The organism is Streptomyces nidicola (genome assembly GCF_050106155.1).
Taxonomy (GTDB): Bacteria; Actinomycetota; Actinomycetes; order Streptomycetales; family Streptomycetaceae; genus Streptomyces.
Genome location: NZ_JBNBPI010000001.1, coordinates 638197 through 654630, shown reverse-complemented (window position 1 = coordinate 654630; position 16434 = coordinate 638197). Strand labels below are relative to the sequence as shown.

At 71.2% G+C, this 16434-nt stretch carries 15 protein-coding genes; 9 read left to right on the top strand and 6 right to left on the bottom strand.

Annotation, left to right across the window (positions count from 1 at the left end):
- Positions 1-13 precede the first annotated feature (13 nt).
- The 5 genes from ACOKM3_RS03105 to ACOKM3_RS03085 all read left to right on the top strand — a co-directional run bounded on the left by ACOKM3_RS03105 (position 14) and on the right by ACOKM3_RS03085 (position 4985).
- A complete protein-coding gene (locus tag ACOKM3_RS03105; protein ID WP_426896622.1) occupies positions 14-766 on the top strand; it encodes a PIG-L deacetylase family protein in 753 nt (250 codons plus the stop codon).
- Entirely contained in the window at positions 766-1461 is a 696-nt protein-coding gene (locus ACOKM3_RS03100; protein WP_426896620.1) for a 4-carboxy-4-hydroxy-2-oxoadipate aldolase/oxaloacetate decarboxylase, read from the top strand. Before ACOKM3_RS03105 ends, ACOKM3_RS03100 begins: the two co-directional genes overlap by 1 nt.
- A 44-nt stretch (positions 1462-1505) precedes the next feature.
- On the top strand, positions 1506-2609 hold the full coding sequence (locus tag ACOKM3_RS03095) for a 4-oxalomesaconate tautomerase (protein ID WP_426906684.1): 1104 nt from the start codon (positions 1506-1508) through the stop codon (positions 2607-2609).
- Entirely contained in the window at positions 2606-3559 is a 954-nt protein-coding gene (locus ACOKM3_RS03090; RefSeq protein ID WP_426896618.1) for a catechol 2,3-dioxygenase, read from the top strand. The genes ACOKM3_RS03095 and ACOKM3_RS03090 overlap by 4 nt, the downstream gene beginning before the upstream one ends.
- Positions 3560-3623: 64 nt before the next feature.
- Positions 3624-4985 carry an MFS transporter gene (locus ACOKM3_RS03085; protein ID WP_426896616.1) on the top strand — a complete coding sequence of 454 codons (1362 nt, stop codon included), beginning with the start codon at positions 3624-3626 and terminating at the stop codon, positions 4983-4985.
- A gap of 73 nt (positions 4986-5058) precedes the next feature.
- Here ACOKM3_RS03085 and ACOKM3_RS03080 read toward each other — a convergent pair whose 3' ends face one another.
- The 3 genes from ACOKM3_RS03080 to ACOKM3_RS03070 all read right to left on the bottom strand — a co-directional run bounded on the left by ACOKM3_RS03080 (position 5059) and on the right by ACOKM3_RS03070 (position 8809).
- Entirely contained in the window at positions 5059-6618 is a 1560-nt protein-coding gene (locus tag ACOKM3_RS03080; protein WP_426896614.1) for a subtype B tannase, read from the bottom strand.
- Positions 6619-6989: 371 nt separating this feature from the next.
- Positions 6990-8141, bottom strand: a complete 1152-nt coding sequence (locus ACOKM3_RS03075; protein ID WP_426896612.1) for an IS4 family transposase — start codon at positions 8139-8141, stop codon at positions 6990-6992.
- A gap of 77 nt (positions 8142-8218) precedes the next feature.
- Positions 8219-8809 carry a TetR family transcriptional regulator gene (locus ACOKM3_RS03070; RefSeq protein ID WP_426896610.1) on the bottom strand — a complete coding sequence of 197 codons (591 nt, stop codon included), beginning with the start codon at positions 8807-8809 and terminating at the stop codon, positions 8219-8221.
- 155 nt (positions 8810-8964) lie between these two features.
- On the opposite strand from ACOKM3_RS03070, the gene ACOKM3_RS03065 reads away from it, so the two are divergent.
- Complete coding sequence (locus ACOKM3_RS03065) at positions 8965-9723, top strand: class I SAM-dependent methyltransferase (protein WP_426906683.1); 759 nt, start codon at positions 8965-8967, stop codon at positions 9721-9723.
- 112 nt (positions 9724-9835) lie between these two features.
- Positions 9836-10075: a hypothetical protein gene (locus tag ACOKM3_RS03060; RefSeq protein ID WP_426896608.1), complete on the top strand. Its 240-nt coding sequence runs from the start codon at positions 9836-9838 to the stop codon at positions 10073-10075.
- Between the two features lie 78 nt (positions 10076-10153).
- Here the strand turns inward: ACOKM3_RS03060 and ACOKM3_RS03055 are convergent, their stop codons facing one another.
- Positions 10154-11854, bottom strand: a complete 1701-nt coding sequence (locus ACOKM3_RS03055) for a tetratricopeptide repeat protein (protein WP_426896606.1) — start codon at positions 11852-11854, stop codon at positions 10154-10156.
- A gap of 130 nt (positions 11855-11984) precedes the next feature.
- Positions 11985-13205, bottom strand: a complete 1221-nt coding sequence (locus tag ACOKM3_RS03050; RefSeq protein WP_426896604.1) for an FAD-dependent oxidoreductase — start codon at positions 13203-13205, stop codon at positions 11985-11987.
- Between the two features lie 106 nt (positions 13206-13311).
- On the opposite strand from ACOKM3_RS03050, the gene ACOKM3_RS03045 reads away from it, so the two are divergent.
- Positions 13312-13986, top strand: a complete 675-nt coding sequence (locus ACOKM3_RS03045) for a TetR/AcrR family transcriptional regulator (protein ID WP_426896602.1) — start codon at positions 13312-13314, stop codon at positions 13984-13986.
- Positions 13979-14518 (top strand): MarR family winged helix-turn-helix transcriptional regulator, encoded by a 540-nt coding sequence (locus ACOKM3_RS03040; protein ID WP_426896600.1) that lies wholly within the window; start codon positions 13979-13981, stop codon positions 14516-14518. The genes ACOKM3_RS03045 and ACOKM3_RS03040 overlap by 8 nt, the downstream gene beginning before the upstream one ends.
- 2 nt (positions 14519-14520) lie before the next feature.
- Here the strand turns inward: ACOKM3_RS03040 and ACOKM3_RS03035 are convergent, their stop codons facing one another.
- Positions 14521-16251 (bottom strand): chloride channel protein, encoded by a 1731-nt coding sequence (locus tag ACOKM3_RS03035; RefSeq protein WP_426906682.1) that lies wholly within the window; start codon positions 16249-16251, stop codon positions 14521-14523.
- Positions 16252-16434: the final 183 nt, after the last annotated feature.

Genomic DNA, 16434 nt, shown 5'->3' with positions numbered 1-16434 from the left:
AGGAGATGCAGCAATGACCAACGGCCACGCGCCCGCCACCCCGCCACGATCCACCCTGGTGGTCACCGCGCACGCCGGGGACTTCGTGTGGCGGGCCGGCGGTGCCATCGCGCTCGCCGCCGCCCGCGGCGAGAAGGTGAGCATCGCGTGCCTGACGTTCGGCGAGCGCGGCGAGTCCGCCAAGGCCTGGCGGGAGGGCAAGAAGCTCGACGAGATCAAGGCGCTGCGCCGCGACGAGGCGGAGCGGGCCGCCGCCACGCTCGGCGCCGACGTGCACTTCTTTGACGCCGGAGACTATCCGTTGGTGGAGAGTGCCGAGCTGACCGACCGGCTCGTCACCGTCTACCGCGACACCCAGCCCGACGTGGTGCTCACGCACCCGGTCGAGGACCCGTACAACGGCGACCACCCGGCCGCCAACCGCATGGCCCTGCAGGCCCGCGTCCTCGCGCAGGCCATCGGCTACCCCGGCGACGGCGAGATCATCGGCGCCCCGCCCGTCTTCTACTTCGAGCCGCACCAGCCCGAGATGAGCGGCTTCAGGCCCGAGGTCCTCCTCGACATCACCGAGGTCTGGGACACCAAGCGCAAGGCCATGGAGTGCCTGGGCGCCCAGCAGCACCTGTGGGAGTACTACACCGACCTTGCCGTACGCCGAGGTGTCCAGCTCAAGCGCAATGCCGGGCCGAACCTCGGGCTCGCCCACAAGACCATGGCCGAGGCGTACATGCGCCCCTACCCGCAGATCGCGAAGGAGCTCGCCTGATGCCCGGCGTCATCGTCACCGACCCGCCCAAGGCCGAGGCCAAGGACGTCGAGGCGCTGTCCGCGTACGGAGTCGCCACCGTCCACGAGGCGATGGGCCGCACCGGGCTCCTCGGCCACCACCTGCGCCCGAACCAGCAGGACACGCGCATCGCCGGCACCGCGGTGACCGTCCTGTCCTGGCCCGGCGACAACCTCATGATCCACGCGGCGGTGGAGCAGTGCGGCGAGGGCGACATCCTCGTCGTCACCACCACATCGCCGTCCACCGACGGCATGTTCGGCGAGCTGTTCGCGACCGCGCTGCAGAAGCGCGGGGTGCGCGGCATCGTCACCAACGCCGGGATCCGTGACACCGCCGAGCTGCGCGAGATGGGCTTCCACGCCTGGTCCGCCGCCGTGTCCGCGCAGGGCACGGTGAAGGCGACCGGCGGCAGCGTCAACGTACCGGTCGTCATCGGGGGCGAGACCGTCCGTCCCGGTGATGTCGTCATCGCCGACGACGACGGTGTGGTGGTCGTGCCGCGCGAACGGGCTGCCGAGGCCGCGGAGAAGTCCCGGGCCCGCGAGGAGAAGGAGGCCGCCACCCGCGCCGCCTTCGTGGAGGGCCAACTCGGCCTGGACCGCTACGGGTTGCGCGACACCCTCGAGCGGCTCGGCGTCGAGTACCGCACGTACGAGGAGCACACCTCGTGACCGGGGCACCCGGCAGCGGGCCGGACGAGGTGCGCTGCCTGTTGATGCGCGGCGGCACCTCCAAGGGCGCCTACTTCCTGGCCGAGGACCTGCCCGCCGAACCGGCCGCCCGCGACGAGCTGCTGCTGCGGGTGATGGGCAGCCCCGACCCGCGCCAGATCGACGGCATCGGAGGTGGCCACCCGCTCACCAGCAAGGTCGCGGTGGTGTCACCCTCGGACGACCCGGACGCCGACGTCGACTACCTGTTCCTCCAAGTCAACGTCGACGAACCCATGGTGTCGGACCGCCAGAACTGCGGGAACATCCTCGCCGGCATCGGACCGTTCGCGGTCGAGCGGGGCCTGGTGCCCGCCGTCGACGGGGAGACCTCGGTCCGTATCCGCATGGTCAACTCCGGTGACCGGGCGACGGCCACGTTCCCCACGCCGGGTGGCCGGGTCGACTACACGGGCGACGCGGAGATCTCCGGCGTACCGGGGACCGCGGCCGCCGTGGTCATCGAATTCCCGCCGGGGGAGGGCGCGTTGCTGCCCACCGGGCACCTCCGTGACACGGTGGCCGGTACCGAGGTGACCTGCGTCGACAACGGCATGCCGACCGTGCTCGTCCCGGCCGACTCCCTGAAGGTCACCGGCTACGAGGACCCGAAGGAGCTGGAGGCGGACGAGGAGCTGGCCCGACGGCTCCGTGAAATCCTTCTGGAAGCAGGTGAGTTGATGGGCCTCGGAGATGTCACCGACGCCACCGTCCCCAAGCTGACCCTGCTCGCCCCGCCCCGGCACGGCGGCGCCGTCACCACCCGTACGTTCATCCCCGTCCGCTGCCACACCTCCATCGGCGTGCTCGGCGCGGCCAGCGTGGCGGCGGGGCTGCGGATCGACGGCAGTGTGGCGGACGGCATCGCCCAACCGCCCACGGGAGCAGACCGGTTGCGTATCGAGCACCCCACCGGCTTCACCGACATCGAAGCCGGCCTCTCCGCGGGCCCCGACGGACTTCCCGCCTCGCGGCGCACCGCCGTCGTCCGCACGGCCCGAAAACTCTTCGACGGCACGGTCTTCCCGCGCTCCGTCGACACCGCACCCCTCCCCGCACAGACCGCACAGACCGCACAGACGGCACCGACCCCAGGAGGTCCCCGATGACTCCGCCCCTCGGCGACATCGCGCACATCGGCCACGCCCAGCTGTTCACCCCGGACCTGGACGCCAGCGTCGGCTTCTTCACGGACTTCCTGGGCCTGACCGTCTGCGGCCAGGAAGGTGACACCGTCTACCTGCGCACCTTCGACGACTACGAGCACCACAGCCTCGTCCTCACCGCCCGCGACCAGCCGGGACTCGGCCGGATCGCGCTGCGCACCTCCAGCGAGGAAGCGCTCCAACGACGCGTCAAGGCGGTCGAGGAGTCCGGCGGCACCGGACACTGGGCCGAGGACGAGCCCGGCATCGGCAAGCTGTTCGTCACCACCGACCCGGACGGCCACGAACTCGCCCTCTACTGGGACAGCGAGCACTACCGGGCCCCCGACGAGCTGAAGCCGGCCCTCAAGAACCAGCCGCAGGCCAAGCCCAACCGAGGCGTCGGCGTCCGCCGCCTCGACCACGTCAACTTCCTCGCCTCGGACGTCGCCCTCAACGCCGACTTCCAGTCGGACGTCCTCGGCGCCCGCCCCACCGAGCAGATCCAGCTCGACACCGGGCGCATCGCCGGCAAGTGGCTGACCTTCACCAACAAGTCGTACGACGTCGTCTACACCGAGGACTGGACCGGCGCCAACGGCCGCCTGCACCACATCGCCTTCGCGACCGACAATCGCGAGGACATCCTGCGCGCCGCCGATCTCGCCATCGACACCGGCGTGTTCATCGAGACGGGCCCCCACAAGCACGCCATCCAGCAGACGTTCTTCCTCTACGTCTACGAGCCCGGCGGCAACCGCATCGAGTTGTGCAACCCGCTCACCCGCCTCGTCCTCGCCCCCGACTGGCCGCTCATCACCTGGACCGAGGAAGAGCGCAAGAAGGGCCAGGCCTGGGGCCTGAAGACCATCGAGTCCTTCCACACCCACGGAACCCCGCCGATCAAGGCCTGACCCCGACCGTCCCCACCCGCCATTACCGGGCCGCCACCGGACCGCCCGGACGAGAGGAACAACGATGTCCTCGCGTTACCGCTCCGCCCTGCCCAAAAACGCGGCCTCCGCCGTCGCCGCGGACCCCTCCCGCCGCAGCCGCACCATCGTCATCGCCCTGTGCTGGGCGCTGGTGTTCATCGACGGCATCGACACCTTCATCTACGGCTCCGCGCTGCCGCACATGCTCGGTTCGAAGGCACTCGGCCTGACCGACGCCACCGCCGGTGACATCGGCAGCTACACCACCTTCGGCATGCTGGTCGGCACGATCCTCTCCGGCACCGTCAGCAACTGGGTGGGCCGCCGCAAGACCGTCTTCACCTCGGTCGTCGTGTTCACCATCGCCACCGTCGGCTGCGGATTCGCCCAGAGCGCCGGGGTGTTCGGCTTCTTCCGCCTGGTGTGCGGCTTCGGTCTCGGCGCGCTGCTGCCGATCGCCATCTCGTACGGGATGGAGTTCACCACCGGCGCCCGCAAGGCGCTCGCGACCGGTGTCATCATGACCGCCCACCAGACCGGCGGCGCCGTCGCCCCGCTGCTCGCGCTCTGGCTGATCGACGACTTCGGGTGGCGCTCGGCCTTCCTCGTCGGCGCGATACCCGCGCTGATCTTCCTGCCGCTGGCCCTGAAGCTGTTGCCCGAGTCGCCGACCAACCTGCTCACCCGCGGCCGCACCGGCGACGCGCAGGCGCTCGCGGGCACGTACGGCCTCGAACTGCCCGAGCCCAAGGGCCACGCAGCCGACAAGCTGGAGAGCATCAAGGCCCTGTTCCGTGGCCGCCAGTGGCTGACGACGCTCTGCTTCTGGCTGACGTCGTTCGCCGGCCTGCTGCTCGTCTACGGGGTCGGCCAGTGGCTGCCGAAGATCATGGGCGACCTCGGCTACGAGACCGGTGACTCGCTGCTCTTCTCGACGTTCCTCAACGTCGGCGGCATCGTCGGCATGCTGGTCGCCGGCCGCCTCGCCGACCTCGTCGGCCCGCGCCGCATCGTCATCATCTGGTTCGCGCTGACCGCGGTCTTCGTCTACCTCATGGGCGTACACATGTCGGTGGGCGTGCTGTACGGCGTCGTCTTCCTCGCCGGGCTGCTCCTGTTCAGCGGCCAGACGATGGTGTACGCGACGGTCGGCTCGCACCACGTCGAGGAGGACCGGCCCACCGCGCTCAGCTGGGTCTCCGGCATGGGCCGCTTCGGCGCCGTCTTCGGCCCGTGGATGGGCGGCCAACTGCTCGCCGCGGGCCACGCGGACCTGGGCTTCTCGATGTTCGCCGTGGCGGCCGTGTTCGGCGCGGTGATGATGGCACTGGCCGCGCTCACCATCAAGGTGGGTCTCAACCGGGGGAGCGGGGACCGGAAGGGCGCGCCGGTGATGGCCGGTTGATCCGTGCGTACGACACTGTGGCCCGGCCCCTTCCCGGGGGCCGGGCCACAGCGGTCTGTCGGAGCCGTCGCGCCTACTTCTTCTTGTAGCCGGTCACCCGGGCGATCCACGCGATGAAGTCCGCCGGATCGATGTTGGCCCCGTGCCCCTCGTCCCAGTAGTAGAGGTGGTCGACCTGGTCACCGAGCCCGGCCGCACTCGCCGCGATATTGGCGGAGACGGTCAGGGACGTGTCGCTGTCCTTGGTGCCGAGCCGGATCCACCAGTGCTTGGAGCGGCCGGGGTTGCGGCGTGCCAGGTGGTACATCGGGTTCATCAGGCCGAGCTTCTCGGGGAGGTCCGACGCCACCCGCTTGCTGCCGACTCCGCTCGTGTCGTGCCGCGCTCCGTAGGCGGTGAAGTGCCGCGCCTCGGTGGTGCCCGCGCCGAACTCGTTGTTCTCGGGGGACGACAGATCGAACGGGTCGAAGGCAGGCGTGTCCTTCTTGCGCGCGCCCACGTGCGTGAGGAAGTCCTCCCACGTGAACGTGGCCTTCCCGTCCTTCCCCTCCTGCCAGGTGATGAAGGTGTTGTCGGCGAGGTACGCGGCGCGGTCGCTGTCCGACAGACCCTTCAAGTAGCGGGTGGCGGACGGCTGCAGATAGTGCGTCAGCAGGTAGTCGTCGTAGTTCCGGGCGGTCAGCGGCCCGTGACCGTCGATCCTGCGCAGCCTCAACGAGGCCTGGTACTCAGCGAATTGGGCCCGCAACTGCTTGGACGTCGCCTGGTCGACCTGCTCGCCGTTGCTCTGCTTGTTGGCGCCCCAGTTCCACTCGTAGGCGCCGTCGGCGTGTTCCAGGTCGGCGATGGGGCACCAGGCGCCGGTCGCGAAGATCGCGTCGGAGGCGTCGGCCGCGCCCAGCTGGGACAGGTACGTCGCGTAGATCCTGCTGTCGCCGGAGGCGCCGAGCAGCGAGGACAGGGCGCCGCCCGCGCTGGTGCCCGCGGACACGATGCGATCGGTGTTGCCCGGTATCCGGCCCTTGTTGGCGCGGACGTAGCGCACGGCGGCCTTCAGGTCGACGATCGCGGCGGGCGCGGTGCCGTAGTAGGTGCCGTCGTCGTCCTTGAGGGTGCGGCCGCGTGCGCCCGGTTCCACGACGACGTATCCGGCGGCGAGGGCGAGCAGTTGGTTGGCGTTCATGGCACCGCCATCGCCGCCCGGCGTGCCGCCACCGCCACCTCCGGGCATGCCGCCGCCTATTCCGTCCGCGTCCGCGACGGAGGACGGCATGTAGCCGCCGACGGAGTTGGCGAACAGGATGGGTGCGTCGGAGGCGTCGATCGCCTCGCCGTCGATCTCCACCGGCACGCTGACGTTGAGGCTCTGGTACTTCTCGTCGACCGGCTTCGCGACATAGGTGATCGCCTTCCAGAAGCGGTACTTCACCTCCTTGTCGCCGTCGTCGGTGGTGACGGTCGTGGTCAGCTCCGTGTAGGCGTCCGTGTCGAACGTGAGGGTGCCGTAGGGCTCGTCGGATGCGGTTCCGGTCGACGCCTGCGCGGACAGGGTGAGACCGCCTGCCGTCGCGGCGCCCGCGGCCGCCCCGATCCCGATCACGACGTTTCTGCGCTTGATGGCCCTGTGCTTCAACTCGTGGCTCCCGTGAGGCTCTTGGGGCGAGCGAGTCCCGTCCCCGGACCTACGGCATCAACTGTCAACGTAAGTGTCAACAATTTGGGAGACATTCTCAGGGGGTGCTCAGGTATCCAGGTGTTCGGGTGCGCAAAGGCGGTCTAGTGGCAATGCCGTTGCGTTACTGGCTCGTGGGTTGGGGGCGTTGGATGCGGATGGCCTGGGTGCCGGCGTGGGTGGGCTGTGGCCAGTGGCGGTGCTCGGCGCGCTTGAGCCAGTAGTTGGACATCTTGCGCTTGACGACCCGGGGCTGGCTGCGCAGGCGCCTGGGTGGCAGGAGTCTGTCCAGAAGGTCTTCTTCGAGGAGGTCCAGGTGCCGGGCCAGGAGGTCAGGGGGAAAAGGTGCCCGGCGTGAGGGTCACGCTGCGTCGGGCGGAGCGCAGGGTCTCGGTGAAGGAGACCCGGTCGGGATCGAGTTGGCGGGTGGCCGCGGTCTCCACCATCAGTTCCCGCAGCGCGTGGTGGACCAGCAGATGGGCCCAGATCTGCTGGAGGGCCCCGTCGGGTGTCTTGCTGGAGAGGACCACCTTCGCGCCCCGCTGGTGGGTCTTGAGTTCGGCGAAGACGGTCTCGATCTCCCAGCGTTCCCGGTAGAGGGCGGCCAGCTCGCGGGCCGGGTGGCGGTGGGCGTCCAGCAACGTGGTGACCAGGCGGTAGTCCGTTTCCTCGTCGGCGAGCCGGTAGGCCACGACCCGGACCGTGACCGGGTCGCGGTGGCGGGCGTCGGTGCCGGCGTGGATGCGCGATAGCCATGATCCGTCCCGCAGGAGCCGTTCGACGGGCAGGACCCGGTTGGCGGGCACCCGCCACAAAAGGTCGGCCCCGGTGGCGGTGAAGGCCCGCCACAGCGGCACGCCGAGGAACTCGCGGTCGGCCAGCACGAGTTGGCCCGGCCCGCAGGAGCGGGGCAGCCGACCCACCAACGTCACCTCGCCGGTGCGGCAACCGGCGAGTTCCGCATCCAGCACCGCGTGGCTGCCCACCTCGACCAGGGCGGCCATCCGCACCTGCACGAACGCACTGCGGCCACTCCCGCGACTGTTGCCGGGCCGGCCGAAGGCCGCCTGGTTGGCCTCGCTGTCCGCCACGTCCCAGCAGGTCCCGTCCACCGCCAGTATCCGCAGTCCCCGCCAGAACGCGCCGGGCGTGGCCTCGGTGGCCAGCGGCTTCGCGGTGGCGGCGAACAGCACCCGCAGCGGCTCGGAGCCCAGCCGCTGCCGGGCCCGAAACAGCGAGGACTTCGCCGGAACATGCCAGTCACCCAGCAGCCCCAGGCCCCGCAGTCCCGCGACCAGATGGCGCATCACGTCCAGATACGGGGCGGGCGAGAACAACGCCAGCCCCAGCACGAAATACACCACCAGCCGCGCCGGAAGCAGCCGTCTGCGCTGCTCGGACCGGCCGCACGCGGCCACCACCCGATCCACCAGACCGGGCGGATACACCCAGGTCAACAGCCCCAGACCCGATAAGTCAGACACACTCGCAGTCACCCGCACCACCCCCGGGAAGCACAGTCAACCAGCCTACGCCGACAGCAAACGCAACGGCATTGGGTCTAGTGGGGCAGCGCCCCCGCGACGGCGGACGTGACGACCCGGCGGACGTCCGCTTCCCCGGGCGGGCCGTCCTCCCGGTTCGCGTACAGCAGGTGGCCCGAGCCGATGAGGGTCAGGCCCAGGGAGTCGATGTCGGTGTCGGGCGCCAACCGGCCTGCCCGCCGCTCCGCTTCGAGGTACGAGCGGAGCATGGCGGTGGCGTCGGACAGGACCGTGACGCCCGGCCGCCCGGCCGCCCGCAGTCGCGCGCGCAGGCCGTCGCGGAAGGTGAGCAGGCCGACCATGGCGACGACGACCGGCGTGAACAGGTCCCTCAGTGCCTCGGTGAGGAGGTCCACGACGGTACGGGTGCCGGCGGACGCGACGAGCGCGGCGGCGCGTTCCTCCATGCGGCCCGCGCGGTCGATGACGAGGTCGGCCAGGAAGGCGTCGAAGTCGGCGAAGTGGCGGTGCAGCACGCCCTTGGCGCAGCCCGCCTCCGTGGTGACCGCCCGGCTGGTGAGTGCGGCGGCCCCGTCCCGCATGAGGACGCGCTCGGCCGCGTCGAAGAGCTGCTCCCGCGCATCGCGTATGGCCACACCGGTCGGCACCTGCGCTTCTCCTTCGTTCGGCTGGGTTCAGGGTTCTGCTCAGGGTTCGGCTCAGGGTAGAAGAGTGGGCGAGTGCTCACTATGGTGGGCGTATGCCCACTCGTGACGTGAAGCCCGCTGGGGCCGCTGCGGACCAACCGCACAAGGCCCGCGCCATGGCCGAGTCCTTCGGCGCCGACCCCGACCGCTACGACCGCACCCGGCCCCGCTACCCGGATGCCCTGGTCGCCCGGATCGCCGCCGCCGCGCCGGGCCCCGACTTCCTCGACGTCGGCTGTGGCACCGGCATCGCGTCCCGCCAGTTCCGGGCGGCGGGCTGCACCGTCCTCGGCATCGACGTGGACGCGCGCATGGCGGAGTACGCCCGAGGCCACGAACTCGACGTGGAAGTCGGCAAGTTCGAGACCTGGGACGCGGCGGGCCGCACCTTCGACGCGGTCGTCGCGGGACAGACCTGGCACTGGGTCGACCCGGTCGCCGGAGCCGCGAAGGCGGCCGAAGTGCTGCGTCCCGGCGGACGCCTCGCCCTCTTCTGGAACGTCTTCCGCCCAGGGCCCGAGCTCGCGGACGCCTTCGCCGCAGCCCACCGCGAGGCCCTGCCCGACTCGCCGCGCAACCCCTGGGCCCGCCCCACCCTCGACGCGTACGGGGCGGTCTTCGCGAAGGTCGCCGACGGACTGCGCGACACCGCCCTGTTCGGCGAGCCCGAGGAGTGGCGCTTCGCGTGGGAGGCCACTTACACGCGTGACGCGTGGCTGGAACAGATGCGGACCAGCGGGGAGGCGGGTACGTACCGGCCGGAGCGGTTGGCGGACCTGCTGGCGCGCACGGGCGCCGCGATCGACGCGATGGGCGGCGAGTTCACCCTGCCGTACACGGCGGTGGTGGTCACCGCGGAGCGCGCCGACGCCTGACATCGGGGCAGGGTGGGGCGAGGCCTGCGTCGTGGCTCGGCGGAGCGCGATCGGTCCGATTGTCAGTGGTGGATGTTTCCCTGGAGCCGTAGCGGAAGGGGAAGCAGCAGTCATGACAGAGGAAGCTCGGCGTCGGCAGCCCGGCCGGGACCTGTGTGTCCGACGGCATCCGGAGACACAGGTGGAGTGCGTGCTCCCCGACACGCACTATCCGCACCCGCACCACGCGCTGGACGGGACGACGTGGCACGACGGGTTGTGCGGGGCCTGCCATGGGAGCGGGCTGCGCGAGGGGGAGGTGTGCGGGGATTGCCGTGGCGGCGGGTTCTGCCTGCTGGAGGAGCAGGAGTGAAGGGGGCATCAGGGATGAGCGGGGGAGTTGACCCATGGAGCTCGGCAGGGCCTTGACGGCAGCCGTCAGCAGCAGCCGTCAGCAGCAGTCGTCCTCCTTCTCGGGTGTCGCCGCGTCCAGGCGGCAGTAGCAGGACGAGCGGATCGGGACGTCCGCCACCGCCAGCGCCGTCGTCAGCTGCGGGGCGATGATCCGGGCCTCCGCGTCGCGGCCGAGCCGGAGCAGGCACTCGTGGTAACCGTGCAGCGCCCATACGTTGTTGGGGTGGTGCAGGGGGCGGGGGAGGGTGCTGTCGAGGCCCAGGTCGGCGGCGTAGACGTCGGCGGCCTCCGCCACCCTGCCCTGCTCCAGGAGCAGCGCCCCGTACGCGTGCCGGGTCGGCTGCATCCATCCCCACGGCTCGTCGTAGGGGAGGGTGTCGTCGAGGTGGATGGCGCGGCGGAGGTCGGTGAAGGCCCGGTCGAAGTCGCCTGTCCGGTAGGCGAGTTCGCCGTCGAGCATGGCCGAGGCGATGGCGAGGATGTCGAGGCATGTGTTGTTGAAGAGGGTGCGGGACTGCGGCACTCGCGCCACGGCAGTGGTGAAGCGCGCGCGTTCGGCCGCCGCCTCCTGTGTGCGGCCTGTCGCGGCGAGGGCGATGGCCCTGCCGTAGTGGGTCATCGCCGTCGTCACGCAGTACAGCTCCGGGTCGCGGGGCAGCGGCAGGTCGATGAGGTCCTGCCAGCGGCCGAAGCGGACCAGGGCGTGCGCCCGCATGCCCAGGAAGCCCTCGAGCCAGTCGGCCATGGGCGGCGACTCGACGCGCAGCAGCTCCTCGGGGACCGCCGCCTCCAGCCGGTCCACGGAGTCGAACGCCACCTCGGCCCGGCCCGCGAACATCGCGGCGTAGAGCCGGAAGTGGATGTTGTGGCAGCGGTAGAGCGTGTAGAAGTTCATCGCGCCGTCGCGGGCCAGTGCCGGCTCGTCCGCCTGGATGGCGCGGGTGTTGGCCTCGATGGTGCGCCGGTAGTCGCCGCACAGCACGTCGATGTGCGTGGGCATGTGGTGCAGATGACCCGAGTCGGGCACCAGGCCCCGGAGCCGGTCGGCGACCGGCAGCGCCTGTTCGGGCGTCGGTGACATCTCCATGAGGTGGATGTAGAGGTGCAGCAGGCCGGGGTGGTCGCGGCCGTCCGGCTGCGCGAGTGCGCGTTCGAGCGCCTCCCGAGCCTCGACGGTGCGGGCGCCCTCGGCGGGACGGCCGGTGGTCAGGTCCCACAGCTGCCAGGGCGTGAGGTTCATCAGGGCGTCGGCGTACAGCGTCGCGACATCCGGGTCGTCCCGGTGGTTCGCGTAGACCTTGCCCATGGCCTGCGCGTACTCCTCGTTCCACACCGACTGGTCGGGAGCGGGGCCGGCCGACGGACAGCGGTGCCGCAGGGCGTCGATCAGCGCCTGTTCGACCGGTGTCGCGCGGGCGGCGGCGAGCGTGGCCCGCTGGACGGCGTGGTGGGTGCGTTCGACGGTCGACGTCAGATCGCGCTCGTCGAATGCCTCCCACGGCTTGTTGTAGTTCGGCCCCAGCGCGTAGGCGAGGCCCCAGTGGGCCATGGCGCACTGCTCGTCGGCCTCGACGGCCCGCTCGAAGCAGCGGGCTGCCTCCTCGTGGTGGAAGCCGTACGTCCACAACAGGCCGCGGTCGAACCACAGTTGGGCCTCGGGAGAGCCGGTGGTGACCTCGCGGTGGAAGGATCCCAGGTCGTAATAGCCGTCGCTGCTGTCGCTGCCGTCGATATTCACGGGTGCCACCTTCGACGCGTGTGCGGGACCGTCCCGGCAAGGGGCGGATCCGGCACATTGTCCCGCCGTGCTCGGCGCGGCACCATGGTGCGGGTGGGTGCGCCGGGGTCTTTCGGAGGGCTTCGTCGGGTCAGGCTCGCGCGGCGTCGTACGACGTCTCCGTCTCGTCGGCGACGGATTCACCGGGGGCGGACTCACCGGCGCCGGACTTACCGGCGGCGGTGAAGAAGTCGACGAGCGAGTGCGGCGCGCCGTCGCCGAGGCAGAGGTCCAAGATCTCGCGCGCGTCGTCGTAGAAGCCGGAGGTGCGGGCGAACATCGCCGCTTCGTAGTCCGTGAGGGCTGCCTCGATGTCGCCGGGGTGGGCGGCGATCGCCCCGCCGAGTTCGGCGCCGTCGAACATGGCCAGGTTGGCGCCGTCGCCGGACGGCGGCATCAGGTGTGCGGCGTCGCCCAGCAGCGTCACGCCCGGCACGCGGTCCCAGCGGTGTCCGTCGGGCAGTGTGTGGATCATGCGCGCGACCGGGGCCGACTCGCCGTCCGTGATCAGCGCGGTGAGCTCCGGGGCCCAGCCCTCGAACTCGGCCGCGATACGGGTCTTCGCCGCGGCCACGTCCGTGAAGTCGATGCCGGCGAACCAGGAGGCGGGTCGGGTCAGTTGGACGTACGTGTGGATGACTCCGCCGGCCTCGTGGTGCGCGTTGATGCCCTGGCCGGGGGAGGGGGCGAGCAGGGCGCCGGCGCCGACCGCATCGGCGGCTGCCGGGTGGCGCTGGTCCACGTCGTACAGGTAGGTCTCGACGAACGTCGTGCCGGTGAAGGAGGGCGTGGCGTCCGAGACGAGGGGGCGGACCTTCGACCAGGCGCCGTCGGCCCCGACGAGGAGGCCGGTGGTGACGGTCGAGCCGTCGGTGAAGGACAGCTCGTGGCGGCCGTCACCGAGCGCGCCGACGCCGGTGATCTTGTGGCCCCACTTGACCGTGCCCTCGGGCAGCGAGTCGAGCAGGATCCGGCGCAGGTCGCCGCGGAGCACCTCGGGGCGCTTCGCGCTGCCGTCGTCGGGCTCGTCCATCAGCACCTTGCCGTGCTGGTCGAGTACGCGCAGTGCCTCGGCGCCCTCGTGGATGATCGCGCGGAACTCCTCGGTGAGCCCGGCCGCCGCGATGGCCGCCTGCCCGTCGGCCTCGTGTATGTCGAGCTGGCCGCCCTGGGTGCGGGAGTCCGGCGAGGGGTCGGCTTCGTAGACCGTCGCGGGGATGCCGTGGACGTACAGGACGCGGGCGAGGACGAGGCCGCCGAGGCCCGCGCCGACGATCGTGATCGGGGTGGTCGTGTGCGTGGCCGTGTTCATGATCTTGCTCCGTTTCGAGAGCCCGAGATTTCGGGAGATGGTGAGCGTGGAACGTTGTTCCAGTATCAGTTTGGAACAACGTTCCAGTCGTGTCAAAATGGGACCCATGGCGACCAGGGCACAGCGCACCGACGCGCTCTCCAAGGAGCGGATCGTCGAGGCGGCGATCGAGATCCTCGACACCCAGGGCGAGAAGGGGCTGACCTTCCGCGCCCTCGCGGCGCGTCTCGCGACCGGCGCCGGAGCGATCTACTGGCACGTCGCGAACAAGGACGAGCTGCTCGCCGCGGCCACCGACGGCGTCGTCACGCGCGTCATGGCGGACGTGGCCCGTGACGAGGATCCGCGGGAAGGGATCCGGGTCCTGGCGCTCGGTGTCTTCGACGCGATCGACGTGCATCCGTGGGTGGGGACCCAGCTCTCCCGCGAGCCGTGGGGGGCCGCGCTGCTGCAGATCTTCGAAGGCCTCGGTGGCCGGCTCCAGGAGTTGGGCGTCGCGCGCGCCGCGCAGTTCGACTCCGCCTCCGCGCTGCTGAATTACGTACTCGGTGCCGCCGCTCAGAACGCGGCGAACGCGAGCCTCGTACTCCCGGGCGCCACCGACCGCTCGGCGTTCCTCGGCGGAATCGCCGCACGGTGGAAGGAACTCGACTCCGAGAGGCACCCGTTCCTGCGGCAAGTGGCCGCGGAACTGCCCGAACATGACGACCGGGCGCAGTTCCTGGCCGGCATCGACCTCATACTGGCGGGTATCGACACCGCGAGGAGGGCGCATGGCTGAGAGCGGGAGCGGGTCCCGGGCCGAGGGCCGGGACGACGTGGACGCGGTGACCCGTGCGGTGCTCACCGCGTCGCGGCTGCTCGTCGCCGTGTCGGCGCGGTCCCTCGCGGAGGTCGAGGACCGGGTGACGCTGGCCCAGTTCCGGATGCTGGTGGTGCTCTCGACGCGCGGCGCCACCAAACTCGTCGTGCTCGCCGAGCAGTTGCACGTGGCGCCGTCCACCGCGATGCGGATGGTGGACCGGCTGATCGCGGCGGGGCTCGCGGACCGCCGCGCGAATCCCGCCAACCGCCGGGAGACGCTCCTGCAGTTGACCGACGAGGGGCGCCGCACCGTCGAGAACGTGACCGCGCGGCGCCGCGAGGACATCGCGGGGATCGTGGAGCGCCTGGATCCGGAGCAGCGCGCGTCGCTGATCGGCGCGCTGGACGCGTTCAACGAGGCCGGCGGCGAGCCCTCGGCGCCCGGCACCCCGGACCCGACCCTGCACCCGCTGGGCTGGGTCGACCTGCCGACGGGCTCCGCCGGCTGACCCTACGCGGGTACGGCACCAGCGGATGTGGCCTGCGGGGGCGCGGGCTCCATGGGCGTCGGCCGGTGCAGCGCCCGCAGCGCCCCCTGGTGGCTGAGCCAGCCCACCGGCTCGTCCTTGTCGGCGTGCATCACAGGGAGTCCCGTGCCGGGCGCCGCGAGGAGCGTGTGCAGCGCCTCGGCGAGCGGCTGGTCCGTGGTGACGCGGGGCGTGTGCAGGGCGAGCTCGCCCACGGTGGCCGGCGCCCCGTCCGGCTGCTCCGCCAGCGTCTCGGCCACGGCCTGCGCCGTGACGACGCCGAGATACGCGCCACGGTCGTCCCGCACGGGCAGAGCGCCATGGCCCGATCGGCTCAACAGCTCGGCAGCGTCGCCCAGTTGGAGCGACGCGGGCAGGGGAGAGGGCAGCGGTTCCAGGACGGTGGCCACCCGCTGGCCGCCGAGCGGCGCATCCGGAGCGGGGCCGTCCAGGTCGATGCCGCGGCGGCGCAGCTTGAGCGTGTAGATCGTGTCGCGCGTGAGCAGGCGGCTGGTGGCGGTGGCGAGGACGATCGCCAGCATCAGCGGCAGGATGATCGAGTACTCGCCGGTCAGCTCGAAGAGGATCACCACGGCGGTGATCGGCGCGCGCGACGAGCCCGCGAAGACGGCGCCCATGCCCACCAGCGCGTACGCGCCGACGGCACCCGCCGTGCCGGGCAGCAGGCCGTGCGCGACCGCGCCGAACGCGGCGCCCAGCATCGCCCCGATGAACAGGCTGGGCGCGAACACCCCGCCCGAGCCGCCGATGCCGATGGTCAGGCTCGTGGCGATCATCTTGCCGACGAGCAGGAGCAGCAGGAAGCCGATGGCGTACCCGCCCTCCGTCGCCTTCTCCAGGACCGGGTACCCGACCCCGTACATCTCGGGGAGCGCGAGCAGGACCAGGCCGAGGGCGAGCCCGCCGACCGCCGGGCGCAGCCACTCGGGGCCGCGCCACAGCCAGTCGCAGGCGTCCTCGATCGCGTACAGGACGCGCGAGAAGCCGACGCCGACCGCGCCCGCGACGACGCCGAGCACGGCGAACAGGGCGTACTGGCCGAGGTGTTGGACCGGGAAGTCGGGCAGGCTCAGGAACGCCACGTCGCCGAACGCGGCCCGGCCGATCACGCTCGCGGTGACGCTGGCCAGGACCGTCGCGCCGAACGCCTCGACGGTGAAGGTCCGCAGGATGAGCTCCATCGCGAAGAACACACCGGCCAGCGGCGCGTTGAACGTCGCCGCGATGCCGCCCGCCGCGCCGCACGCGACGAGCAGCTTCAGCCGCTCCTCCGAGAGCCCGGTGATGCGACCGAGTGTGGAGCCGAGCGCCGAGCCGATCTGCACGATCGGCCCCTCGCGCCCCACCGAACCACCCGAGCCGATGGTGAGCGCCGAGGCGAGCGTCTTCACGACGGCCACCTTCGGGCTGATCCGGCCGCCGCGCTTGGCGACCGCGAGCATCACCTCCGGCACACCGTGCCCGCGCGCCTCCTTGGCGAAGCGGTTGACCAGCGGGCCGTACAGGAGGCCGCCGATCACGGGGGTGACGAGGACGAAGAACGGGCCGAGCCAGGACACGTGCGGGTTGGCGCTGCCGGGGGCCGCCGCGTAGTCGGCGTGCCCGGAGAACAGGCGTGTGAACGTCTGGATGCACCAGCGGAAGACGATCGAGCCGAGCCCCGCCCCCGCGCCCACGAGCACCGCGAGAACCATCGTCGAACCCCGGCCGCCGAGCATCGGGCGCAGCGCCCGCAGACCGACTCCTGTGCCGCTCACTCTTTTCCCTGCCTCACGTTTGCACCATGCAAAATACCGACCTTTGCATTATGCAAAACGTGTCAAGGGGGCTTGCGGCCGGGTCTTACGGAGTGGTGACGCATCGGCCCGTTGCCGTGG